17 protein-coding genes are annotated in these 22,252 nt (G+C 72.3%); 9 read left to right on the top strand and 8 right to left on the bottom strand.

What is annotated here, in order from left to right; all coding sequences use genetic code 11:
- The first annotated feature begins 79 nt into the window (after positions 1–79).
- Positions 80–556 carry a DUF1203 domain-containing protein gene (locus ACZ56V_RS07070; RefSeq protein WP_398910870.1) on the top strand — a complete coding sequence of 159 codons (477 nt, stop codon included), beginning with the start codon at positions 80–82 and terminating at the stop codon, positions 554–556.
- 20 nt (positions 557–576) lie between these two features.
- On the opposite strand, the gene ACZ56V_RS07065 is transcribed toward ACZ56V_RS07070, so the two are convergent.
- Positions 577–1,593 carry an aspartate-semialdehyde dehydrogenase gene (locus ACZ56V_RS07065; protein WP_467378073.1) on the bottom strand — a complete coding sequence of 339 codons (1,017 nt, stop codon included), beginning with the start codon at positions 1,591–1,593 and terminating at the stop codon, positions 577–579.
- 356 nt (positions 1,594–1,949) lie between these two features.
- On the opposite strand from ACZ56V_RS07065, the gene ACZ56V_RS07060 reads away from it, so the two are divergent.
- Positions 1,950–2,480: an RNA polymerase sigma factor gene (locus tag ACZ56V_RS07060; RefSeq protein WP_398910874.1), complete on the top strand. Its 531-nt coding sequence runs from the start codon at positions 1,950–1,952 to the stop codon at positions 2,478–2,480.
- A gap of 1 nt (position 2,481) precedes the next feature.
- The gene (locus ACZ56V_RS07055) at positions 2,482–3,225 is read left to right on the top strand and encodes a hypothetical protein (protein ID WP_467378070.1); all 744 of its coding nucleotides are present in this window, start codon (positions 2,482–2,484) and stop codon (positions 3,223–3,225) included.
- An 84-nt stretch (positions 3,226–3,309) separates the two neighbouring features.
- Here the strand turns inward: ACZ56V_RS07055 and ACZ56V_RS07050 are convergent, their stop codons facing one another.
- A complete protein-coding gene (locus tag ACZ56V_RS07050) occupies positions 3,310–6,600 on the bottom strand; it encodes a S8 family serine peptidase (RefSeq protein ID WP_468939934.1) in 3,291 nt (1,096 codons plus the stop codon).
- 334 nt (positions 6,601–6,934) lie between these two features.
- Between ACZ56V_RS07050 and ACZ56V_RS07045 the strand changes: the two genes are divergently transcribed.
- On the top strand, positions 6,935–8,074 hold the full coding sequence (locus tag ACZ56V_RS07045; protein WP_398910880.1) for a serine hydrolase domain-containing protein: 1,140 nt from the start codon (positions 6,935–6,937) through the stop codon (positions 8,072–8,074).
- A gap of 7 nt (positions 8,075–8,081) precedes the next feature.
- Here the strand turns inward: ACZ56V_RS07045 and ACZ56V_RS07040 are convergent, their stop codons facing one another.
- A complete protein-coding gene (locus ACZ56V_RS07040; RefSeq protein WP_398910882.1) occupies positions 8,082–9,155 on the bottom strand; it encodes a hypothetical protein in 1,074 nt (357 codons plus the stop codon).
- A gap of 300 nt (positions 9,156–9,455) precedes the next feature.
- Positions 9,456–12,038 carry an aminopeptidase N gene (pepN, locus tag ACZ56V_RS07035; RefSeq protein ID WP_468939931.1) on the bottom strand — a complete coding sequence of 861 codons (2,583 nt, stop codon included), beginning with the start codon at positions 12,036–12,038 and terminating at the stop codon, positions 9,456–9,458.
- A 170-nt stretch (positions 12,039–12,208) separates the two neighbouring features.
- Here pepN and ACZ56V_RS07030 point away from each other — a divergent pair, with 170 nt between their 5' ends.
- Positions 12,209–12,847, top strand: coding sequence for a mycothiol-dependent nitroreductase Rv2466c family protein (locus tag ACZ56V_RS07030; protein WP_468939928.1), 639 nt, complete (start codon positions 12,209–12,211; stop codon positions 12,845–12,847).
- A gap of 116 nt (positions 12,848–12,963) precedes the next feature.
- On the opposite strand, the gene ACZ56V_RS07025 is transcribed toward ACZ56V_RS07030, so the two are convergent.
- The gene (locus tag ACZ56V_RS07025) at positions 12,964–13,605 is read right to left on the bottom strand and encodes a superoxide dismutase (protein ID WP_356359707.1); all 642 of its coding nucleotides are present in this window, start codon (positions 13,603–13,605) and stop codon (positions 12,964–12,966) included.
- A gap of 152 nt (positions 13,606–13,757) precedes the next feature.
- Positions 13,758–15,143 (bottom strand): amino acid permease, encoded by a 1,386-nt coding sequence (locus ACZ56V_RS07020; RefSeq protein ID WP_398910887.1) that lies wholly within the window; start codon positions 15,141–15,143, stop codon positions 13,758–13,760.
- Between the two features lie 330 nt (positions 15,144–15,473).
- On the opposite strand from ACZ56V_RS07020, the gene ACZ56V_RS07015 reads away from it, so the two are divergent.
- On the top strand, positions 15,474–16,058 hold the full coding sequence (locus tag ACZ56V_RS07015) for a biotin transporter BioY (RefSeq protein ID WP_398910889.1): 585 nt from the start codon (positions 15,474–15,476) through the stop codon (positions 16,056–16,058).
- A gap of 91 nt (positions 16,059–16,149) precedes the next feature.
- On the opposite strand, the gene ACZ56V_RS07010 is transcribed toward ACZ56V_RS07015, so the two are convergent.
- On the bottom strand, positions 16,150–17,613 hold the full coding sequence (locus ACZ56V_RS07010) for an amino acid permease (RefSeq protein WP_398910890.1): 1,464 nt from the start codon (positions 17,611–17,613) through the stop codon (positions 16,150–16,152).
- Positions 17,614–17,820: 207 nt separating this feature from the next.
- Between ACZ56V_RS07010 and ACZ56V_RS07005 the strand changes: the two genes are divergently transcribed.
- Together ACZ56V_RS07005 and ACZ56V_RS07000 are read left to right on the top strand one after the other, a co-directional pair.
- Positions 17,821–18,306: a ribose-5-phosphate isomerase gene (locus ACZ56V_RS07005; protein ID WP_468939923.1), complete on the top strand. Its 486-nt coding sequence runs from the start codon at positions 17,821–17,823 to the stop codon at positions 18,304–18,306.
- A 322-nt stretch (positions 18,307–18,628) separates the two neighbouring features.
- The gene (locus ACZ56V_RS07000; RefSeq protein ID WP_468939920.1) at positions 18,629–19,459 is read left to right on the top strand and encodes an Fpg/Nei family DNA glycosylase; all 831 of its coding nucleotides are present in this window, start codon (positions 18,629–18,631) and stop codon (positions 19,457–19,459) included.
- Positions 19,460–19,630: 171 nt separating this feature from the next.
- Here ACZ56V_RS07000 and ACZ56V_RS06995 read toward each other — a convergent pair whose 3' ends face one another.
- Positions 19,631–20,902 carry a GNAT family N-acetyltransferase gene (locus ACZ56V_RS06995; RefSeq protein ID WP_467378060.1) on the bottom strand — a complete coding sequence of 424 codons (1,272 nt, stop codon included), beginning with the start codon at positions 20,900–20,902 and terminating at the stop codon, positions 19,631–19,633.
- A 162-nt stretch (positions 20,903–21,064) separates the two neighbouring features.
- Between ACZ56V_RS06995 and ACZ56V_RS06990 the strand changes: the two genes are divergently transcribed.
- Entirely contained in the window at positions 21,065–22,252 is a 1,188-nt protein-coding gene (locus ACZ56V_RS06990; protein ID WP_398910897.1) for a PP2C family protein-serine/threonine phosphatase, read from the top strand.

The following is a 22,252-nucleotide window of genomic DNA, read 5'->3' as shown; positions in this document are numbered from 1 at the left end:
TCCTTCCACGTGACCCGCGCCCAACGCGATGTCCGTTTCCCGCCGGTGCGCGGGTCCCGCGCGCGCGAGCCTGGACCCCATGAACGGCTGCATCGCACATCCCGTCCCCCCGGCCACCCTCGAGGAACTGCGCGCCACCGACGACGCGGGCCGCGTCCCCGCACCCTTCACCGACGACGAGGGCGGCGCACCCCTGCGCTGCTGCCTGCGCCACAGTCGCGCGGGCGAGCGGATCGCGCTCGTCTCCTACGCCCCGCTGCGCCGCTGGGCGGCGGAGACGGGCGCCGACCCGGGCCCGTACGACGAGCAGGGTCCCGTCTTCGTCCACGCCGAGGAGTGCGCGGGACCGGAGACGGAAGGCCTCCCCTTCACCAACTCGCACCGCACCCTGCGCCGCTACTCCGCCGACGGACACATCCTGGGCGGGCGGCTGATCGGGGACCCCGGCGCCTTCGGGTACGCCCTCCGGGAAGCGTTCGACGACCCGGCCGTGGCGCTCGTCCACGTCCGGGCCGTCGAGTACGGCTGCTTCCTCTACGAGGTGAGGCGGGGCTAGCTCATGGCCGGCCCAGGTCGTCAGCCCTTCAGCTCCGCCGCCACCAGCTCGGCGATCTGCACCGCGTTCAGGGCCGCGCCCTTGCGCAGGTTGTCGTTGGAGACGAACAGGGCGAGGCCGTTGTCCACGGTCTCGTCCCGGCGGATACGGCCCACGTACGACGGGTCCTGGCCGGCCGCCTCCAGCGGGGTCGGCACCTCGGTGAGCGCCACACCGGGGGCGCCGGCCAGCAGCTCCTTGGCGCGCTCCACGCTGATCGGGCGGGCGAAACGGGCGTTGATCTGAAGGGAGTGGCCGCTGAAGACGGGCACGCGCACGCAGGTGCCTGACACCTTCAGCTCCGGGATCTCCAGGATCTTGCGGGACTCGTTGCGGAGCTTCTGCTCCTCGTCCGTCTCGTGCAGACCGTCGTCGACGATGGACCCGGCCAGCGGCAGCACGTTGTACGCGATCGGCGCCACGTACTTCTCCGGCTTCGGGAACTCGGCGGCCGAACCGTCGTGGGTCAGCTTGGGGGCGTCCGCGCCCACCTTCTGGATCTGCTCGAACAGCTCGTCCACGCCGGCCAGGCCGGAACCCGACACCGCCTGGTAGGTGGCGACGACGAGGGCTTCCAGACCCGCCTCCGCGTGCAGCGGACGCAGCACCGGCATCGCGGCCATCGTGGTGCAGTTCGGGTTGGCGATGATGCCCTTGGGGCGGTCGGCGATCGCGTGCGGGTTCACCTCGGAGACCACCAGGGGCACCTCGGGGTCGCGGCGCCAGGCGGAGGAGTTGTCGATCACGACGGGGCCCTGCGAGGCGACCTTTTCGGCCAGCGCCTTGGAGGTGGCGCCGCCCGCGGAGAACAGCACGATGTCCAGCCCGGAGTAGTCGGCGGTGGCCGCGTCCTCCACCGTCACCCCGTCCAGCTCCTTGCCGGCGCTGCGCGCGGAGGCGAACAGGCGCAGCTCGGTGACGGGGAAGTCGCGCTCCGTGAGGATCCTGCGCATGACCGTGCCCACCTGACCGGTGGCTCCGACGATTCCGACCCTCACGGTGACTCCTTCTCCGTTCGTGCGCGTGTCTTCACGCGCGCTTTGCTCGGCCGAGACTTTTCCATCATGGGGCGAAGCCCGGCCCGCCTGTCCAATCCTTTGCGCGGTGTGCCCGCACCCCGGGACGCGGCGACTCGGACGGTGGGTGTGGTCCTTGCGCACGAACCCCGGCTGAGCTGCAGAAATTCCGTCGCCCCGCCCCCGCGCCGCAAGCTGTGCTGTTCCGCCCCTGCCCATCCCTTCCCGGCCCACACGACGATGTGACGTACGCCTCGCGCCGGAAGGCGGCCGCGCGGGCGAACGTTTCGGGCGCCTCGCGCGTCCTAGGGGAAACGTGGCCGGGGGAGGGGTGGCTTTTGCTGCGCAGGAAGGCCCGCCGCGGCCAGGGGGACGACGTACGCGACGACCCCCTGGACGCGGCACAGGAACGCCGGGTGCGGGCGGTGCTCGCGCTGGGCGGGGTGCCGCAGACGGACCTGCCGGACGGGGTGCAGCAGGTCCGTCTGCGGCTGCTGGAGCGGACGGCCAGTGGCCGCGAGGCACCGCGCGACGTGTCCGCCTGGGCGGCGGTCGTCGCCTCCAACCTGGCCATGGACTGGCACCGGGCCAGGCGCCGCCAGGACCGGCTCGGGGAACGCCTGGCCGCGTTGCGCCAGACGGAGCACCCCGGCGACGAGGACAGCAGCGTCCTGTCCCTCGCCGTCGCGCAGGGCCTGGACGAGCTGCCGGACGCCCAGCGCCAGGTCCTCGTCCTGCGCTTCTACGCCGACCTGCCGGTGCGCGGCATCGCCGAGGAGCTGGGCATCCCCGAGGGCACGGTCAAGAGCAGGCTGCACACGGCGGTACGGGCCCTGCGCGCCCGCCTGCACGAGGACGAGGTGGTGTGAGATGGCCGCCGAAGAGCACCCCGGTGGGTACGACGCGCTGACGGCCGCGATCACGGGCGAGCCGCTGCCGCCCGACGCGGGGGCGGACGCCCGCGGCGCGTACCGGTCGGCGACGGCCGACGTGGCGCTGCTGCGGGAGCAGCTGCACCTGCTCGGCGACGCCCTGGGCGACGCCGTTCCGCAGGAGCGCACGACAGTGCCGCGGCAACCGGCGCGGGCCCCGGCACCGCGCCGCCGTCCCTTCCGTCTCGCCCTGGGCGTCCTCGCGGCGGCCTGCGCGGGGGTCGTCGTCACCGGCCTGGGCTGGTTGGTCGTGCAGAGCGGCAGTGGTGCCTCCGAGGACGCGGCGAGCGGCAGCGCGGCCGACAAGTCCGCGGCGCGGCCGGACAGCCCGTCCGCGAGCCGGGAGGCCGCCGTCGTCTTCGGCACCCCCCGCTACCTCGCCTGCGCACGTCTGGTCGCCGAGGGCACGGTGACCGGCGTCGAAGCCGTACCGGGGACGCGACAGCACCGGGTCACGCTCCGCGTGGCGCACGCCTACGCACCCGAGGGGAGCACCGGGCCGGCGACGTTCGTCCTGGACGACGCGCTGGCCACCCTCCGCCCCGGCGACCGGGTCCTCGCCGGTGTCCTCCGGGACCGGCCCACCGCGGACACGGTGATCACCGGCGACCGGAACATCGCCACCGCCCGCTCCCGGGTCACCGCCTCCCTCCCCGAGTCCCGCACCCTCGCCTGCGACTGACCACGCCGAGAAGCACACCGAGGAGCACACGAAAGGGGCGGGCGCCCCAGCCGGCACGCCCGCCCCTCCCCGTACCGCACCGGACTACGGCACGACCTTCCCGATCCGCACGCTGCCGAGGCCCGCGACCGTGCCGTGGGCGTTGACCAGCTGGACCCGGCCGAAGAACTCGCGGCCCTCGGGCGCGGCGGCCAGGGCCGTGACGCTGCCGGAGACCGTCACCGAGTCGCCCGTGCCGAGCTTCACCGGCGCCGAGCCGTCCACCGTGACCGAGCCGAGGGTGTCGGCGAAGTACACGTCCCGGTAGTCGTACTCCGTGCTGCCCGAGGGCACCGAGTAGCCCGCGACCTCGACGGTGTACGTACCGGCGGCCGGCTCGGCGAGGGAGACCGACTCCTCCGAGTCGCCGTCGGCGGACTGGGCGACGACGGCGCCGTTCTCGTCGTAGACCGTCAGGTCCAGGTCGGCGGCCGCGTCGGAGACGCCCCCGATGGCGACGTCCAGCGACTCGGCGCCCTCGGGCACCTCGACCGTGGAGGTGGCCGTGTCGCCCTGCTCGATGGTCGGGCGGGACGTCTCGGAGGAGCCGAGCGGGCCGCCGACCAGCTTGCCGTCGAGCGGGGCGTACCGGTTGGTCACCGTCCAGGAGGCGTCGGCCGGGGTGCCGGCCTCGGCCTCGGGCACCGTGACGACCTCCGGGGCGAAGTCCGCGCCGAGCACGGTGACGTCCAGCTCGTAGGGGTTGTCCAGGAGCGGCGAGGTCCGCCGGGCCTCGACCTCGACCTCCCAGACGCCGGGCTGCGGGTCGGCGTACGCGCGCACGTCGGGGCGGCAGCCGTTGCCGTCGAGGTAGTTGTTGTAGCAGTACGGCGTGGAGGTGTTGTCCACCGGGACGCCGTACGGGTGGAGGGAGACGAACCGGGTCTGGCTCTCACCCTTGAGCCCGCCGATCGCCACCTCCAGCGCCTTCGCGCCCTCGGGGACGGTCACGAAGTAGGACTTGGTGGCGTTGCGCTGCACCGAGCCCTTCGCGGAGAAGTCGTACTTCAGCGGTGCGGAGACGACGACCGTGGTCAGGACCTGCTGGTCGACACCTTCGGTGCGCGGGTCGTCGACCTCCAGGATCGCGCTCTTGAGACCGGCGGAGCCGGGCCGGGCCTCGACCTCGACGGTGACCGGCTCGTTCAGCGGCAGCCGCACCTCGTCCCGGCCCACGACGCGGAAGGTGTGCCCCGCGTTGTTCTCGAACTCCAGCTCGTGCCGGATCGCCCGGTCCGGTCCCGAGGTACGCGTGAGCGTGATCGCGTACGTCTTCTTCTGCCCGGCCTTCAGGCCGCCCTCGCGGTCGTAGAGGCCGGTGCCGTAGCCCGGGGTCGCCAGGGACTCGTCGATCGCGGTGTCGACCGGCGCCTTGACCGTGTACTCGTGGGCGGTGGCGCCGCGCCGGATCGACTTCCAGGCGCCGGGGATGTCGATCAGGCCCGCGCCCTCCTCGTACGCCTGCACGCCCTTGATGTGGTCGGCCGTGGAGGTCAGCGCCGTGCGCAGCTTCGCCGGGGTGAGGTCGACGCGGGCCTGCTTGGCCGCCGACAGGAGCAGCGCCGAGGCTCCGGCGGCCTGCGGGGACGCCATCGAGGTGCCCTGGAGCATGCCGTAGCCGGCGGGCAGGTCGTAGCCCGCCTCGGGGACCGGGGCGCCGGGCATCCAGGTCTGGATGGAGTTGACCGCGGCGCCGGGCGCGGTCAGCGTCGGCGTGAAGCCGCCGTCCTCACGCGGTCCGCGCGAGGAGAACGGCATCATCGCGTACTCGGTCCGCACCGCGGAGCCGTAGTTGGCGGCCCAGGTCTCGCGGGAGATGGAGGCGCCGACCGAGATCACCTTGTCGGCGAGGCCGGGGTCGCCGATGGTGTTGGCGCCGGGTCCCGAGTTGCCCGCGGAGATGACCAGCTGCACGCCGTAGGTGTCGATGAGGCGGGTGTACAGCTCGGCGCGGGCGTTGTTGCCGTCGTTGAGGGCGGGCAGGCCGCCGATCGACATGTTGACGATGTCGACGCCGCGGTTGACGACGAGGTCGATCATGCCCTCGGTGAGCGCGACGTTGGTGCAGCCGCCGCTCCAGGTGCAGGCCCGGGAGGAGACGATCTTCGCGCCGGGCGCGGCGCCGTCCATCCGGCCGCCGAACAGCCCGTTGGCGGCGGCGAGTCCGGCGACGTGCGTGCCGTGCTCGGACTCGATGACGCCGATGTTGACGAAGTCGGTCTTGGTGCCGGCGGAGCCGACGACGTCCTTGCGGATCTCGACCACGAAGGGCTGGCGCTCGGCCACGTCCGTCTTCGGGTCGTCGGTGCCGAAGTACCCGACCTGGAAGCCGTCCTTGTAGGGCTTCATCGGGGTGTCGTCGGAGAAGTCGTGGTCGTTGTCCAGGTCGACGCGGACCGTGCCGGCCTTCGGGTCGTACAGGACGCCCCAGGAGTCGGTGGTGTCGCCGTCCCGGTTGGCGTCGCCCGCGGCGTCACCGCCGGTGGTGTACGACTCCAGGAAGGTGCTGACCCGGTACGAGCCCGCGGGCGCCGTCCAGGTCTGCCCGCCGTAGGTGAAGGCGGGCCCGGTGACGGAGGTGGTCATCGGGCGCCAGGTGCGGTCGCCGTCGACGACCGGGTCGGTCGCGGTGACCCAGTCGACGATCTTGCGCTCGCCGGTGGTGGTCCTCTGCAGCGCCGGGTGGCCGAGGTCGACGCCCGAGTCGAGGATGCCGATGGTGACGCCGCGGCCGTCCGACTTCGGGTTCTTCTTCACGAAGTCGACGGCGCCCGTCTCGAAGGACGGGTTGTAGGGGTTCTCGGCCGGGGTCCAGCGGTTCGGCGCCGGGTAGGAACGGCCCTGGTGCGCGGCGCCCTCGGCCGTGTCCGCGCCGGGCGTCGGGTCGTCCAGCGGGATCTCGTCGCGCAGGTCGATGCCGTTCACGGAGGAGAGCTTCGCGGCGGCGGCGATGGCCGAGTCCGCCTTGGCGGTGGGCACGGTGGCGCGTACGTAGCCCAGCTCGTCGTAGGTGCGTCCGACGGTGCCGCCGGCGACCGCGTCCAGCTCCTTCGCCACCTGCTCGGTCCGGCCCGGCGCGGTGGCCACCATCATCGTGACGTTCTTTCGGCCGTCGGCCTTCGCCTCGGCGAGCAGGTCGGCGTCGTGCGAACCGAGCTTGTCGTGCGCGGACTTGACGGAGGTGTCGACAGGGGCGGTCGTCGCCGGGCCGTCGGCGGCGAGGGCCACGGGCACGGGTCCGACCGCGGCGAGTGCGGCGACGAGGCCCGTGGCGACGGCCAGGCGGGCCCTGCGTCTCGCGCCCGGTATCGGTTCGCGCTGGGGGCTGTGGGTCATCGGCATCCCTTGGGGTGAAGGAACGAGCGGCACGACCAAGGCCGACCGGCCCTGGCCGGGACAGTCCGGAATCCGATCCCGGACGACCGCTCAGCTTTACTCAAGGGATCACTGATTGGGGAGAGTTGTCCGGGGCGGGAAGAAGGCATGGCGTGATTCCGCCATACGCCATCGGGGACACTTGGGACGGCCCGTGACAATCCCGTGGCCCGTACCGCACCGACACGGGTGAAAAGAGGCCTCATCCTGTTCAACTCTCGTAAACCACGGCAACCCTCATGCGGTCGGTGCGGTCTCTCCCGGGACCGAGCAGTACCGAGAAATGGGGGAAGACATGACCGCACGCGTACGGACCGCCCTGCTCGCGGCCACCGTCCTGGCCCTGTCGGCGGCCGTCGCGGGCCCCGCGGTGGCCGCGCCCGCCGCCACCGGCGGCCACGACGCGACCCGCCGGGCCCTCCGGGCCGCCGTCGAGGACGGGGTGCCCGGCGTCACGGCGACCGCCCGCGACGGCCGCGGCACCTGGTCCCAGGCCGCCGGAGTGGGCGATCTGCGCACCGGCGAGCCGCGCTCCGAGCGGGACCGCTACCGGGTCGGCAGCATCACCAAGACCTTCGTCGCCACCGTGCTGCTCCAGCTGGAGGCCGAGGGCCGGCTCTCGCTCGACGACACGGTGGACCGGTGGCTGCCGGGCCTGGTCGCGGGCCACGGCCACGACGGCGGCCGGATCACCCTGCGCCGGCTCCTCAATCACACCAGCGGCGTCTACGACTACACGTCCGACGAGGGATTCGCCCGCGACCACTTCCTCAAGGACGGCTTCTTCGCGCACCGCTACGAGACGGTGACACCGCGCGAGCTGGTCGCGATCGCCATGGCCCACGAGCCGGACTTCACCCCCGGCACCTCCTGGAACTACTCCAACACCAACTACGTCCTGGCGGGCCTGGTGATCGAGGAGGCCACCGGCCGCCCCTACGGCGAGGAGGTGCGCCGCCGGATCATCGAGCCGCTCGGGCTGCGCGCCACCTCCTTCCCGGGCACCCGCACCGGCCTGCCCCGGCCCAGCAGCCGGGCCTACTCCAAGCTGGCGCTCACGGCGACCGGCCCGACGTACGACGTCACGCGGCTCAACCCGTCCATGGCCGGCGCGTCGGGCGAGGCGGTCTCCAGCTCGGCCGATCTGAACCGCTTCTACACCGCCCTGTTCCGCGGCGGGCTGCTGCCCGCCGAGCAGCTGGCCGAGATGACCACCACGGTCCCCGCCCGGGAGGGCGCCGACTACGGACTCGGCCTGATCAAGCGGCAACTCGACTGCGGGGTGACGGTCTGGGGGCACGCCGGTGCCATCCACGGCTCCTCCTCGGAGGCGGTGACGACCAGGGACGGCCGGCATGCGCTCGCCCTCAACTTCAACGGCGACTGGTCCGGCGACGGCGAGGCGGTGATCGAGGCCGAGTTCTGCGCCGGGTGACCCGGGCCTAACGGGGCAGCACCACGACGTACGCCGCGGGCTCCCGGTCCCCGGCCGCCATCAGCGCCGTACGCACGACGGCCGCCTGGTGCTCCGGGCAGTCCCGCAGCTTGCGCGGGGTGAGGTGCACGACCGTGATCCCCAGCCGCTCCAGGTGCTCGCGCTTGCGGGCGTGCTCCGCCCAGGCGGCGTCGTCCTCGTGCTGCCGGTGCGCCCGGGTGTCCAGCTCCAGCGCCACCGCGTGCTCCGGCCAGAAGGCGTCCACGCCGCCCAGGTGAGGGCCGCCGGGCAGGCGCAGGTCGACGTTCCACACCGGCTCGGGCAGGGCGTGCTCGCGCACCATCCGGTACAGCCGCTGCTCGGCCAGCGCCCGCCCCTCGGCGACCAGCGAGTCCACGGCGTCCACCACGTGCGGGCGGCTCAGCAGCCGGGCCCGGTTCAGCTCCCGTACCACCGCGGCCGGTTCGCAGTGCCCGCCGCGCACCGCCTCCGTCAGCAGCCGGCGGACCGTGCCCGGGTCGGTCAGCTCCGCGACCGCGTCCGCCAGGGCCCGCGCCACCGGTGCCACCGGGACCCCGGTCAGCTCCACGGCGGTCGGCAGCGCGGCCGTGCGGACGACGCGCGCACAGCCGGTCGTGCGCAGCCGGCGCAGCCGCGGGACCAGGACGTCGATGAGGTCCAGGGACGACAGCGGCGGCGCGGCGGAGAAGCCGTGCAGCGTCAGCGCGGCCAGGCCGGTGATCATCGCCTCCGCGTAGGCCGGCACGGGCGGCTGCTCCCCGCCCGGCTGGACCGGCACGGAGGCGGTCACGCCGGATGCCGAGCCGGCGGCGGTGCGGTCCCGCGCCGCGTAGAGCAGCACCGCGTGCAGGCGCTCGTCGCCGGTCGGCGGGCCCGGGTGCAGCAGCACGACGTTCGGGAGGAGTTGCTGCCAGGGGCCGCCGGGCCGGCACTGCTCGTTGGTCTCCGCGGCGGAGACGCCGTGCGCCCGCAACTGGGCGGCCGTCATCAGCCGGCGTCGGCCGACGGCCAGTTCGTGGAGCGGGCGGGGGCGGGGCGGGAGCGGGGTGTTGTGCGTCATGACCGGCAATTTCCCGCGCCCGATCCGCCCCTTAACCCCTGTTACACGCCCATCGCCGAACCGGGACAAGCCCGAACTAAAGGACGCCTGTTCGGATGCCGAAACCCCTGGTCCGAAAGGGTGGGACCAGGGGTTACGGCCGACAGCGCACGCATTTTGTAACGATGACGGAACGCCAATTCATTGGCCAAAGCTAGGCTGCTCATTCATCGCCGGGCGGGCATGCGCCCCAAAGGGGCGCGGGGAACTGCGCGACCAGCACAACGCACCCGCACCCGACGAACAACCGAGCCCGCCAACTCACCGAGCGCCAAAGGCCCCGTCACAAGCCTGCGCCCGCAAGGCCCGCGCCAGATCGTCCCGAGCCTCCAGCACCAGCCGCCGCAGCGCCGGCGCCGCCCCCTCGTGCGCCGACAGCCACGCGTCGGTCGCGTCCAGCGTGTCCTGGGAGTCCCGCAGCGACGGGAACAGGCCCCGGACCACGTCCATCCCGATCTGGATGGACCGCTCGGCCCACACCCGCTCGATCGCCGCGAAGTACTTCTCGGCGTACGGCGCGAGCAGCTCCCGCTGCGAGGGCTGCGCGAACCCGGCGATGGTCGCCTCCACCAGGGCGTTGGACAGCTTGTCCGACTCGACGACCTGCGCCCACGCCTGCGCCTTCACCACCTCCGACGGCCGCGAGGCCAGGCAGCGCACCTGGTGCCGCTTGCCGGAGGCCGTGTCGTCGCGGGCCAGTTCGGCGGCCAGGACGTCCTCGTCGGCCGCGCCGTGGGCCGCGAGCGGGGCGAGGAAGACCCAGCGCAGCTCCTGGTCCACGTCCAGGCCGTCGATCTTCTCCGTGCCCTCCAGCAGCCCCCGGAGCAGCGCCAGGTCCGCCTCCTCGGACGCCACCGACGCGAAGAACCGCGCCCACGCCAGCTGTTGCTCACTGCCCGGCGCGGCGTCCCGCAGCTCGCGCAGCGCACCCTCGGCGAGCAGCCGCCCGCCGGTCTCCCGCCAGTCGGGCGCCGCGTAGTGCACCAGCGCCGAGCCGGTCCAGGCGTGCAGCATCTGCAGGACGCCGATGTCGGACTCGCGCCCCGCGAACCGCAGCACCAGCGCCGCGAAGTCCCGGGCCGGCAGCAGCGCGTCCCGCGTCATGTTCCACAGCGCCGACCAGCACAGGGCACGGGCCAGCGGGTCGGTCAGGGCGCCCAGGTGCTCGCGCAGCGTCGCCAGCGAGGTGTCGTCGAAGCGCGTCTTGCAGTACGTGAGGTCGTCGTCGTTGACCAGGACCAGCTCCGGCGCCTCGGCACCGGCCAGCTCCGCGACCACCGTGCGCGGCCCCTCGACGTCCACCTCGGCGCGCGCGTACCGCTCCAGCGCGCCCTGGGCCGTACGCCGGTACAGGCCCACCGCGACGCGGTGCGGGCGCAGTTCGGGGTGCGATTCCGCGGCCTCCTGCACGACCGCCAGCTCGTCGACCGTGCCGGCCGCGCTCAGCAGCACCTGCGGCGTCAGCGAGTTGACGCCCGCCGTCTGCAGCCAGGAGCGCGACCAGGCCGCCATGTCCCGCCCGCTGGTCTCCTCCAGGACCGACAGCAGATCACCCAGCCGGGTGTTGCCGTACGCGTGCCGCTTGAAGTAGCGCCGCGCGCCCTCCAGGAACGCGTCCTGCCCGACGTACGCCACCAGCTGCTTCAGCGCCGAGGCGCCCTTGGCGTAGGTGATGCCGTCGAAGTTGAGCTTGGCGTCCTCCAGGTCGCGGATGTCGGCCGTGATCGGGTGGGTGGAGGGGAGCTGGTCGGCGCGGTAGGCCCAGGCCTTGCGGCGGTTGGCGAAGGTGATCCAGGCGTCCTTGAAGCGGGTGGCGCCGACGTTCGCGAACGCGCCCATGAAGTCGGCGAAGGACTCCTTCAGCCACAGGTCGTCCCACCACTCCATGGTGACCAGGTCGCCGAACCACATGTGCGCCATCTCGTGCAGGATCGTGTTGGCGCGGCCCTCGTACGACGCCCGCGTCACCTTCCCGCGGAAGATGTACTCCTCCCGGAAGGTCACCATCCCCGGGTTCTCCATCGCGCCGAGGTTGTACTCGGGCACGAACGCCTGGTCGTACTTCCCGAAGGGGTAGGGGTAGTCGAAGTGGTCGTGGAAGAAGTCCAGGCCCTGCTTGGTGATCAGGAAGACGTCGTCGGCGTCGAAGTGCGGGGCGAGTCCCTTGCGGCACAGGGCGCCGAGCGGGATCTCCAGCCGGGTGCCGTCCTCGAAGGTCCGCTCGTAGGAGTCCGTCACGTAGTGGTACGGACCGGCCACGACACAGGTGATGTACGTCGAGATCGGCTTCGTCTCCGCGAACCGCCACACGCCGTCGGCGCGCTCGCCCGCGCCGTTGGACCACACCGTCCACTCCTCGGGCGCGCGCACCTCGAAGCGGAAGGGCGCCTTGAGGTCCGGCTGCTCGAAGTTGGCGAAGACCCGGCGCGAGTCGGCCGGCTCGTACTGGGTGTAGAGGTACACCTCGCCGTCCTCGGGGTCGACGAAGCGGTGCAGTCCCTCGCCGGTGCGGGAGTAGGCGCACCGGGCGTCGACCACCAGCTCGTTGTCGGCGGCCAGGTCCTCCAGGGCGATCCGGGAGCCGTCGAAGACCTCGCTCGGGTCGAGGTCGCGGCCGTTCAGGGAGACGGCGGTGACGCTCGGTGCGATCAGGTCGGCGAAGCTGCTCGTGCCGGGCTCGTTGCAGCGGAAGCGGATCGTGGTGACGGACCGGAACGTGCGCGGCCCCTCGCCCTGCGCGTCGCCGACGGCCGAGCGCACGTCGAGGGACACCTCGTACCCGTCGACGGACAGCAGGGCCGCCCGCTCCCGGGCCTCGTCGCGGGACAGATTCTCACCGGGCACGGGCGGCACTCCTCGGATGGTGTTCGGTATACGACTGGTGTTCCGTGGTGTTCAGTATGCGGACAGCACCGATCCTGCCATGCGCCCCTGTCGCACGGCAGCGGGGAATGGGCGGGCCGACCGGCCGGTTGCCCCGAGAAACACCTTCGCGCCGCCTCATGAGGAGAGACATGTCCGAGAAGACGCCTGTCGACTTCTGGTTCGACCCGCTGTGCCCCTGGGCCTGGATGACCTCCCGCTGGGTCCTGGAGGTGGAGAAGGTCAGGGACATCGAGGTCCGCTGGCACCTGATGAGCCTGGCCGTGCTCAACGAGGACAAGCTCGACGAGCTGCCCGCGGAGTACCGCGAGATGCTGGAGGTCAAGGCCTGGGGCCCGGTCCGCGTCGTCATCGCGGCCCAGGAGGAGCACGGCCGCGAGGTGCTCGGCGACCTCTACACGGCGCTCGGCACCCGCATCCACAACCAGGACGAGGGCCCCGGCCGGGACACGGTCGCCGCCGCCCTGAAGGACGTCGGCCTGCCCGAGTCCCTCATGGACCACTGGGACGACACCCCCTACGAGCCCCAGCTGCGCGCCTCCCACAAGGAGGGCATCGACAAGGTCGGCCAGGAGGTCGGCACCCCGGTCATCGCCGTGCCCGGCGCCGACGGCGAGCAGCTCGCCTTCTTCGGCCCGGTCGTCACCCCCGCCCCCAAGGGCGAGGACGCCGCCAAGCTCTGGGACGGCACCCTCGCCGTGGCGTCCGTGCCGGGCTTCTACGAGATCAAGCGGACCCGCACCAAGGGCCCGGACTTCAGCAACCTGTAGGCCCCCGCGCACAGGAAGCCCCCGCGAGTCACGTCCTCGCGGGGGCTTCCCTCATTCCGCCCGCCCGGTGAAGGTTGAGAAGACGATCACGAGGCAGGACGCTCGGGGGCCGGCTCTCAGGGCGCCAGCAGCAGCGTGTTGGTGCGGGACTTGGCGGCCTCGTAGCGCTTGGCCACGTCCTGCCAGTTGACGACGGCCCACATGGCGTCGATGAAGTCGACCTTCTGGTTCCTGTACTGCAGGTAGAAGGCGTGCTCCCAGGCGTCGAAGACCAGGATCGGGGTGGATCCCTGGCCGACGTTGCCCTGGTGGTCGTAGATCTGCTCGACGATCAGCCGGCCGCTCAGCGGCTCGTAGGCCAGCACGCCCCAGCCCGAGCCCTGGGTGGTCGCGGCGGCCTTGGTGAGCTGGGCCTTGAAGCCCGCGAAGGAGCCGAAGGACTCGGCGATCGCGTCGGCCAGTTCGCCCACGCCGTCCTTGTCCAGGGGCTCGCCGCCACCGTCGCCGGTCATGTTGTGCCAGTAGATCGAGTGCAGGATGTGGCCGGAGAGGTGGAAGGCCAGGTTCTTCTCCAGGCCGTTGATCGAGCCCCACGTCTCCTTGTCCCGCGCCTCGGCGAGCTGCTCCAGCGTGTCGTTGGCGCCCTTGACGTACGCGGCGTGGTGCTTGTCGTGGTGCAGCTCGATGATCTCGGGGCTGATCACGGGAGCCAGCGCCGAGTAGTCGTACGGCAGTTCAGGAAGCGTGTAGACGGACATGGCGGATCCCCTCCGACCTCTTATTGCAAAAGGCTTGCAAGTGCACGCTAGCAGCAAGAGTCTGCGGAGGAGTGGAGGGGCGTGCCGGTGCACGCGAAAGGGCCCCCGCACGCGTGTGTGCGGGGGCCCTCGGGAGGAACCGGGCGCCGGGGCTAGCCGCGGGCGGCCGCCCGCCGCTGCCGGGCGTAGCCGACGGCGGCGAGGGCGAGCGTCATCCCGCCCGTCGAGTACAGCTGGACCCGGGTGTCCGGCTCACGGGCCATCAGCACGAACACCGCGGCCATGGCCGCCAGCGCCACCCAGGTCAGCCACGGGAAGCCCCACATGCGCACGACCAGCTTGTCGGGCGCCTCCCGCTCCAGGCGGCGGCGCAGCCGCAGCTGGGAGGCGGCGATGAAGATCCAGACGACCAGGATGACCGCGCCGATCATGTTCAGCAGCCAGGAGAAGACGTCGTCCGGCCGCCAGTAGCTGAGCAGGACGCAGCCGAAGCCGAAGAGGGAGGAGACCAGCACCGCGATCCGCGGGACCCCGCCCGACACCCGGCCCAGCACCTTCGGGCCCTGGCCGCGCTCGACCAGCGAGTAGCCGATGCGGGAGGCGCCGTAGATGTTGGCGTTCATCGCGCTGAGCAGGGCCACCAGGACCACGACGTTCATGAGCTGACCCGCGCCCGGGATGCCCAGCTCGTCGAGGGCGGCGACGTACGGGCCCTTCTCGACGACCTCGGGGGAGTCCCACGGGACCAGGGTCACGATGACCGCCATCGAGCCGATGTAGAACAGCGCGATGCGCCACATCGCCGTCCGTACGGCGCTCGCCACGCCCTTGACCGGGTTCTCCGACTCGGCCGCCGCGATGGTGACCGTCTCCAGGCCGCCGTAGGCGAACACCGAGGCGAGCAGGCCGATGATCAGGCCGTTGCCGCCGTTCGGCAGGAAGTCGCCCAGGTGGGAGCCGCCGGGGGAGTCGGTGCCCGGCAGGACGCCGCAGATCGCCAGCACGCCCAGCACCAGGAACAGCGAGATCGCGCCGACCTTGAGCGCGGCGAACCAGAACTCGAACTCGCCGAAGTTCTTCACCGCGGCCAGGTTCGTCCCGCAGAACACCACCATGAACAGCGCCACCCACGCCCACTCGGGCGTGCCCGGCAGCCAGCCGTGCACGATCTGCGCGGCACCGATGCCCTCCAGGCCGACCGCCGTGCACAGCAGCACCCAGAACGCCCAGCCCGCGGTGAAGCCGGCCCAGGGGCCGATCGCCCGTTCGGCATGTGCGGAGAAGGAGCCGGAGGACGGATACGCGGCGGACATCTCGCCCAGCATCCGCATCACCAGCATCACCAGGAGGCCGGAGAGGGTGTAGGCGACGACGATCGAGGGCCCGGCGGCGGCGATACCGGCGCCCGAGCCGACGAACAGCCCGGCGCCGATCACTCCGCCGAGGGCGATCATCGACAGATGGCGCTGCTTGAGGCCGTGGGAGAGGGAGGAGTCCACCGGCTGCCGGGGCGCCTCGGTGGTGGTGCTGTGGGACATGGAGCGGCTCGTCCGATGCGTGGGGGACTGGGGCAGGGCAAAAGCGCCCACAGTTTCCGGTCTCGCGCCGCCCGGCGACAGCGGATGCCCACGATACGGACGGCCCGGATACGGAACGTGATCGTCCGAATGCGTCGTTCCGCTTACTGGTGACGCCCGCCTCACGCCCTCGGTGACCGGTGTCACCCGAGTCCAGGTGTATCCCGCGTCCTTTGTCGGGAGCCCACCAAGCCGACGAACGTGCCTTTGTCGAGCGCTGCTGGTGATCGGCCCCGGCCGCTGGGATAGCGTCGCGGTGTCCCGACATGTCCACACCACCGCGGAGTCCCCATGAGCACCGCTGCCGTTTCCGCCCGCCGCTCCGGGCAGGTCCTCGCCGACCTCATCCCCTCCTCCCGAGTCCGGGACGTCGCGCTCGTGGCGGGCGGCGCCGTGCTCACCGGCGTCGCGGCCCAGATCGCGGTGCCCGTGCCCGGCTCCCCGGTGCCGGTGACCGGCCAGACCTTCGCGGCACTGCTCGTCGGCACCACGCTCGGCGCCCGCCGCGGTCTGCTCTCCCTCGCGCTGTACGCCCTGGTCGGCATGGCGGGCATGCCGTGGTTCGCGGAGGGCGGCTCCGGCACCGCGGCCCCCTCCCTCGGCTACGTCTTCGGCATGCTGCTCGCCGTCACGGTCGTGGGCGCCCTGGCCCGTCGCGGCGCCGACCGCTCGGTGCTGCGCACGGCCGGCACGATGCTGCTCGGCGAGGCGGTCATCTACGCCGTCGGCGTGCCCTACCTGGCCTTCGCCGCCGACATGTCCCTCACCGCGGCGATCGCGGCCGGCCTCACCCCGTTCCTGATCGGCGACGCGCTCAAGGCCGCGCTGGCGATGGGCGTCCTGCCCACCGCGTGGAAGCTGGTCGACAAGCGCTAGCGGCCGACGGGCCCACGCAAGAGGCTCGCGGGGAGCGTTGCAAGCGCTCCCCGCGAGCCTCTTTCGCGTGTTCAGGCACCCGCGCCCGGGATCAGTCCTTCTCGGCGACGGCCTCGGCCGTCCCGCGCCGCACCTTGCCCGCCCCGAGCCGCTGCTTGACGAAGGCGACGACGAGGACCAGCGCGGCGACGAGCAGCGACAGCAGCACGGTGGTGCGCCCGTCGTGCTCGGTGTCGGTCAGCATGTAGCCCAGCACGAAGACGATCAGGGCGGCGGCGGCCCAGGTCAGATACGGGAACAGCCACATCCGCACCACCAGCTTCTCCGGCGCCTCGGCCTGGATGATCCGGCGCAGCCGCAGCTGGGAGAAGCAGATCACCAGCCACACGAAGAGGGCCACGGCACCGGAGGAGTTGACCAGGAAGAGGAAGACGGAGTCCGGGAACTCGTAGTTGAAGAACACGGCGACGAAGCCGAACACCACGGAGACCAGGATCGCCGTCCGCGGCACCCCGCGCCGGGTGGTCCGGGCGAAGGCCCGCGGCGCGTCACCCCGCTCACCGAGCGAGAAGGCCATGCGGGAAGCGGTGTAAAGACCGGAGTTCAGACAGGACAGCACGGACGTCAGCACGATGAAGTTCATGATCTGACCGGCGTTCGCGATGCCGAGCGAGTCCAGCGCGGCGACGTACGAGCCCTTGTCGACGATCGACTGCGAGTCCCAGGGCAGCAGGGCGACCACGACGAAGATGGAGCCCAGGTAGAAGACGGCGATGCGCCAGATGATGCTGTTGGTCGCCTTGGTGACGGCCCGCTGCGGGTCCTCGGACTCACCGGCGGCGAGGGTGGGGATCTCGCTGCCCATGAAGGAGAAGACCACGAGCAGCACACCGGTGAGGATGGCCCCGGCCCCGTTCGGCAGGAACCCGCCGTGTTCCGTCAGGTTGCCGAGCCCCGCCTGGTCGCTGTCCACGCCGGGCAGCACGCCGAAGACGGCCAGCCCGCCGACGACGATGAACGCGGCGATGGCGACGACCTTGATCCCGGCGAACCAGAACTCGAACTCGCCGTAGGAGCCGACGGAGGCGAGGTTGGTGGCGGTCAGCACGACCATCACGATCAGCGCCCACCCCCACTGCGGCACGGCGGGGATCCAGCCCTCCAGGATCTTCGCCCCGGCCGTCGCCTCCACGGCGAGCACCACGACCCAGAAGAACCAGTAGAGCCAGCCGATGGAGAACCCGGCCCAGGGCCCGAGCGCCCGGTCGGCGTGGGCGGAGAACGATCCGGAGGTCGGATTGGCGGCCGACATCTCCCCGAGCATCCGCATCACCAGCACCACGAGCGTGCCGACGAGGGCGTACGAGAGGAGGATGCCGGGTCCCGCGGTGGCGATCCCGGTACTGGAGCCCACGAACAGCCCGGCTCCGATGACGCCGCCGATGGCGATCATCGAGAGATGGCGGTTCTTGAGCCCGGCCTGAAGCCCGGACCCGGGACCGGAGGGACCCGCGGGCTCCTCCTCGGGTTTGGTCAAGGTCGGCTGCGAAGTCATGGGGGAGGGTTTCCTTTGCGCCGGTCGAGCATTTTCCCGTACGAGCGGTGTACGAGCCGGACCAGTGAAACGGAGGTGAACGGATTCGGGAACCTTTGAATCCGGATCGTTACTTGAGCTTTCCCTGAGCTTCCATAGCTTCACGTGGTCTTCTCATGGCTGCCACCCCGAGAGTCCGCGTCTCGCCCCCCGTGTCACACTCGACGCATGCGCGTGTATCTCGGCTCGGACCATGCGGGCTTCGAACTCAAGAACCACCTCGTCGAATGGCTCGAGGCGGCGGGCCACGAGCCCGTCGACTGCGGCCCGCACATCTATGACGCCCAGGACGACTACCCGCCCTTCTGCCTGCGCGCCGCCGAGCGCACGGCCGCGGACCCCGACGCCCTCGGCATCGTGATCGGCGGCTCCGGCAACGGCGAGCAGATCGCGGCGAACAAGGTGAAGGGCGTGCGTGCGGCGCTGGCCTGGAGCGAGGAGACGGCGTCGCTGAGCCGCCAGCACAACAACGCCAACGTCGTCGCGGTCGGCGCCCGCATGCACACGCAGGACGAGGCGACGAAGTTCGTCGAGACCTTCCTCGCCACCCCGTTCTCCGGCGACGAGCGCCACATCCGCCGCATCGACATGCTCACGTCCTACGAGACCACGGGCGACCTCCCCCCCATCCCGCCCCACCACCCCCAGCAGTAACAACCCCGACCGCCCCGCCCCCCGGCCCGTCAGCCCGGGGGCGGTGCCGACCCGGGGAGGCGAGCCTGTCGGACGGGGATGAGCCCTCCGGGGCGGGCGGTCGCAGGGAAACGTGGCCCGGAGAGGTGCAGGGAAACGGGCCTGGAGAGGTGCAGGGGACCGGGCCTGGCGGGGAGCTGGGAAACCGGCCCGGAGGGGTGCGGGGGACGGAGTCCCCGCCGGGGTGCGGGGCGGAGCCCCGCGGCGAGTCGAGCCTCTCGACCCACCGAGTGGGGCGGACGGGTGGGCAGAGGCAACCCGAAGGCGACGAAAGGACACACCCGTGCCAGAGGGGCACACGATCCACCGGCTGGCCCAGGACTACACCGCCGCCTTCGCCCGGACGGCAGTCCACGTCACCAGCCCCCAGGGCAAGTTCGCCGACTCCGCGGCCCTCCTCGACGGCACCGTCCTGACCACCGCCGACGCCCACGGCAAACACCTCTTCCTGGGCTTCGGCGCAGCCGAGGACGCGGTCGAGAGCCCCACCTGGGTCCACATCCACCTCGGCCTCTTCGGCAAGGTCACCTTCGGCCCCACCCCCGCACCCCCGCCCACGGACACCGTCCGCCTCCGCCTCGCGAACCACACCGCGTACGTCGACCTCCGCGGCCCCACCACCTGCGCCCTGATCACGCCGCCGGAGAAGCAGGCGATACACGACCGCCTCGGCCCCGACCCCCTGCGCCCGGACGCCGACCCCGCGGCCGCCCACCGCCGGATCTCCCGCAGCCGCACCACCATCGCCGCCCTGCTCATGGACCAGAAGGTCATCGCCGGCGTCGGCAACGTCTACCGCGCCGAGGTCCTCTTCCGCCACGGCATCGACCCGTACCGCCCCGGCAAGGACATCACCCCCGCCGAGTGGGACGCGATCTGGCGGGACCTCACCGCCCTCATGCGCGAGGGCGTGCGCAACAACCGCATCGACACCGTCCGCCCCGAGCACACCCCCGAGGCCATGGGCCGCCCGCCCCGCGTCGACGACCACGGCGGCGAGGTCTACGTCTACCGGCGGGCGAACCAGCCCTGCCACCTCTGCGGCAGCCCGGTCCGCACCGCCGGCCTCGCCGCCCGCAACCTCTTCTGGTGCCCGGCCTGCCAGCGGCGTTAGGGAGTGTCGTTCGGATCTTGCCGGGGTCGCGGGGTCTGGCACGCACTCCCCCACTGCCTGAAGGGCGTGGGAGGTGCCCCCAGTTGCAGCACCAGACCCCGCTCGGGTCGGCGACATGGCACCGTCGCCCGGAGCCGGCCTGATCCGAACGGCCCCCCTAGCGCCCCGCGCTCAGAACCCGTGCGGCAGCCACGGCGCCACGTCCGACCCGAACCCCACCGACGCCGCCGCCAGTGCCCCGGCCCGCACCTCGCGCACCCGCCCGGCCGCGCCCAGCGAACCGAGGCTCACGCCCCCGAGGTACGCCGCCCCCAACTCCCGTACCGACAGCGCGAGATCGGCCGCGTCCGACGTACGCTCGCACGACGCCCCCTTCGCGTCGCCACTCAGCCGCCAACGCCCCGCGTTCCAGGGGCAGAAGGCGTCCTCGACCTCGAACACCACGTCCACCGGCGCCTGGTAGGTCCGCGCCGCGAGCGCCGCCCCCACGTCCACCAGCCGTACGTACAGCGCGTCCCGCAGCTCCGGCCGGCACCGCCGGATGTCCGACACCTGGTGCTGCCACGCCTCGTCGACCGGCCGCCCCCGCACCGCCAGCGTGGAGGTGAGGTCGATGTCGTACAGGAAGCGCCAGAGCGCCGCCTCGGTCGCCGGATCGAGGCCGGCCAGGTCGTCGAGGGCCACCGTGCCCTTGGGACCCGCGGGCCCCCAGGACGGCCGTACCCGGAACCGCGCGTACCCGGTGACCTCGCCGCCCCGCCGGGCGACCACGCACTGCAGGGGCGAGGCGCCGTCCCGCCCGCTCTCCGGGTCGAGCAGCGCCAGCCGCTCCCAGCCGGGCCGCCGGGCCAGCATCCCGGGCCGCCCCGGCACCAGCCGCGCGTACACCGCTTCGCACGCGTCGAGCACCTCCGCGGGCGCCTCGTACCGCAGCCGTACGTCGTCCGTGCCGGCCGGCACCGACAGCCGGACCCGGCTCGTGTCGATCTCCGCGCTCAGCCCGAAGGTCGCGGCGCCGTACCCGAACCGGCCGTAGATCGCCGGCTCGGAGGCCGTCAGCACGGCCAGCGGCTCGCCCCAGGCCCGTACGTCGTCCAACTGCCGCCGCATCATCGACGTCAGTACGCCCCGGCGCCGGTGCGTGGCGGCGACGCTCACCATCGTCACGCCCGCGGCGGGCACCAGCGCGCCGCCCGGCACGGTCATCCGGAAGGCGAACGCCCCCGCCGTCCCGACGCACGCGCCGCCCTCCCCCTCGTCCTCCCAGACACCGATCGACCGGTCGACCTGCGTCAGCTCCCGGTACAGCTCCAACTCCTCGGCGGGCTCCGGAACCCCGCTGAAGGCACGGATCAGCGTCCCGTACCACCTGTCCCACTCGTCGCGCCGCAGCACTCGCGGCTCCGTCTTCACACCGCCGTCATCATCCGTGGAGCTTCCCATGCAGCATGCGTACCAGGGCCGCGCGGGACGGGCGAGGGAATTTCCGCGGGGGTGCGGCGCGGGAGCCGTTCGTGAAGTTCACTGTGAAGTCCGGTCTCGGACGGGGGACAAGTAGGACCTCCCGTGCCAAGCGGCCGGTTCGATGGATAGGGTCCCGAACTAATGGCAGCAGGACGACAGCGGCGCGCGGAGGCCGAGACGTTCGCGGCCCGGTGGAAGAAGCAGTGGCACCGGGCCCGCGTCGGCGTGCGCCGAGCCGCCGTCGACTACTTCCGCGGCGACGGCTCGGACTGGATCGCGCTCGCCGGACTGCTGCTGACCATCCCCGTCATCGCGGCCACCACGATGGCCAACTCGGTGTGGTGCTCGCCCTCCGCGCTGGTCATCCCGATCGTCGCGGGCGGCCTGCTGCTGCGCCCGGCGAGCCTGCTCGGCCTGTACGCCGCGGCGGCCACCGCGCTGATCGTGGAATCCGTGCAGCTCGGCCCGTACACCGAGGGCCCCTCCCGGGTCACGCCCGGTGTGGTCCTGGTGGTCGCGGCCTGCGGCTTCTTCGGGCTCCTCGTCGCCCAGTTCCGCAGCCGGGTGGGCGTGCCCTGGCGGCGCGGCGGCACCATGCTCTTCGACCTGCGCGAACGCATCCGCGTCCAGAGCAAGCTGCCCAAGCTGCCGAAGGGCTGGCACCGCGAGATGGCGCTGCGCCCGGCGGGCGGGCAGTCCTTCTCCGGCGACTTCGTCGTCGCGGCCCGCACCAACGGTGGCCGGACGCTGGAGGTCGTCCTCACCGACGTCTCCGGCAAGGGCATGGACGCGGCCTCGCGCGCCCTGCTGCTCTCGGGGGCCTTCGGCGGACTGCTGGGCAGCCTGCCCCCGCACGCCTTCCTGCCGGCCGCCAACGGCTACCTGCTCCGCCAGGACTGGGACGAGGGCTTCGCCACCTCCATCCACCTCGTCCTGGACCTCGACTCCGGCGACTACGAGCTGTATTCGGCCGGCCATCCGCCGGGCCTCCAGCTCAGCGCGGGCACCGGCCGATGGGAGGAGAAGTCGGCCGAGGGGCCGCTGCTCGGGGTGTACGACGGTGCGCAATTCGACCAGGTGAAGGGATCGCTGCGGCCCGGGGACGTGCTGATGCTGTTCACGGACGGCCTGGTGGAGACCTCCGAACGGGACATCGTCGAGGGCATCGACCGCCTCACCGGCGAGGCCGACCGCTATGTCGCGGGCGGCTTCCACGGCGCGGCCTGGCACCTGATCGAGGCGGTGGCGAAGGACGTCAACGACGACCGGGCGCTGCTGCTGATCAGCCGGGAGGGCCCGACCGCCCAGTCCGCGCCGGCCATGGACTGA

The organism is Streptomyces sp. NPDC034099, from assembly GCF_055575415.1.
Note: the sequence above shows the minus strand (reverse complement) of the source record. Positions and strands in the feature narration are given on the sequence as shown.

What these genes read in the sequence shown, in the direction of transcription:
- ACZ56V_RS07070 (WP_398910870.1), top strand. Translation starts at nt 80, where the DNA reads ATGAACGGCTGCATCGCACATCCCGTCCCCCCGGCCACCCTCGAGGAA.
- ACZ56V_RS07055 (WP_467378070.1), top strand. Translation starts at nt 2,482, where the DNA reads ATGGCCGCCGAAGAGCACCCCGGTGGGTACGACGCGCTGACGGCCGCG.
- ACZ56V_RS07050 (WP_468939934.1), bottom strand. Translation starts at nt 6,600, where the DNA reads ATGACCCACAGCCCCCAGCGCGAACCGATACCGGGCGCGAGACGCAGG.
- ACZ56V_RS07045 (WP_398910880.1), top strand. Translation starts at nt 6,935, where the DNA reads ATGACCGCACGCGTACGGACCGCCCTGCTCGCGGCCACCGTCCTGGCC.
- ACZ56V_RS07040 (WP_398910882.1), bottom strand. Translation starts at nt 9,155, where the DNA reads ATGACGCACAACACCCCGCTCCCGCCCCGCCCCCGCCCGCTCCACGAA.
- ACZ56V_RS07030 (WP_468939928.1), top strand. Translation starts at nt 12,209, where the DNA reads ATGTCCGAGAAGACGCCTGTCGACTTCTGGTTCGACCCGCTGTGCCCC.
- ACZ56V_RS07025 (WP_356359707.1), bottom strand. Translation starts at nt 13,605, where the DNA reads ATGTCCGTCTACACGCTTCCTGAACTGCCGTACGACTACTCGGCGCTG.
- ACZ56V_RS07020 (WP_398910887.1), bottom strand. Translation starts at nt 15,143, where the DNA reads ATGTCCCACAGCACCACCACCGAGGCGCCCCGGCAGCCGGTGGACTCC.
- ACZ56V_RS07015 (WP_398910889.1), top strand. Translation starts at nt 15,474, where the DNA reads ATGAGCACCGCTGCCGTTTCCGCCCGCCGCTCCGGGCAGGTCCTCGCC.
- ACZ56V_RS07010 (WP_398910890.1), bottom strand. Translation starts at nt 17,613, where the DNA reads ATGACTTCGCAGCCGACCTTGACCAAACCCGAGGAGGAGCCCGCGGGT.
- ACZ56V_RS07005 (WP_468939923.1), top strand. Translation starts at nt 17,821, where the DNA reads ATGCGCGTGTATCTCGGCTCGGACCATGCGGGCTTCGAACTCAAGAAC.
- ACZ56V_RS06995 (WP_467378060.1), bottom strand. Translation starts at nt 20,902, where the DNA reads ATGGGAAGCTCCACGGATGATGACGGCGGTGTGAAGACGGAGCCGCGA.
- ACZ56V_RS06990 (WP_398910897.1), top strand. Translation starts at nt 21,065, where the DNA reads ATGGCAGCAGGACGACAGCGGCGCGCGGAGGCCGAGACGTTCGCGGCC.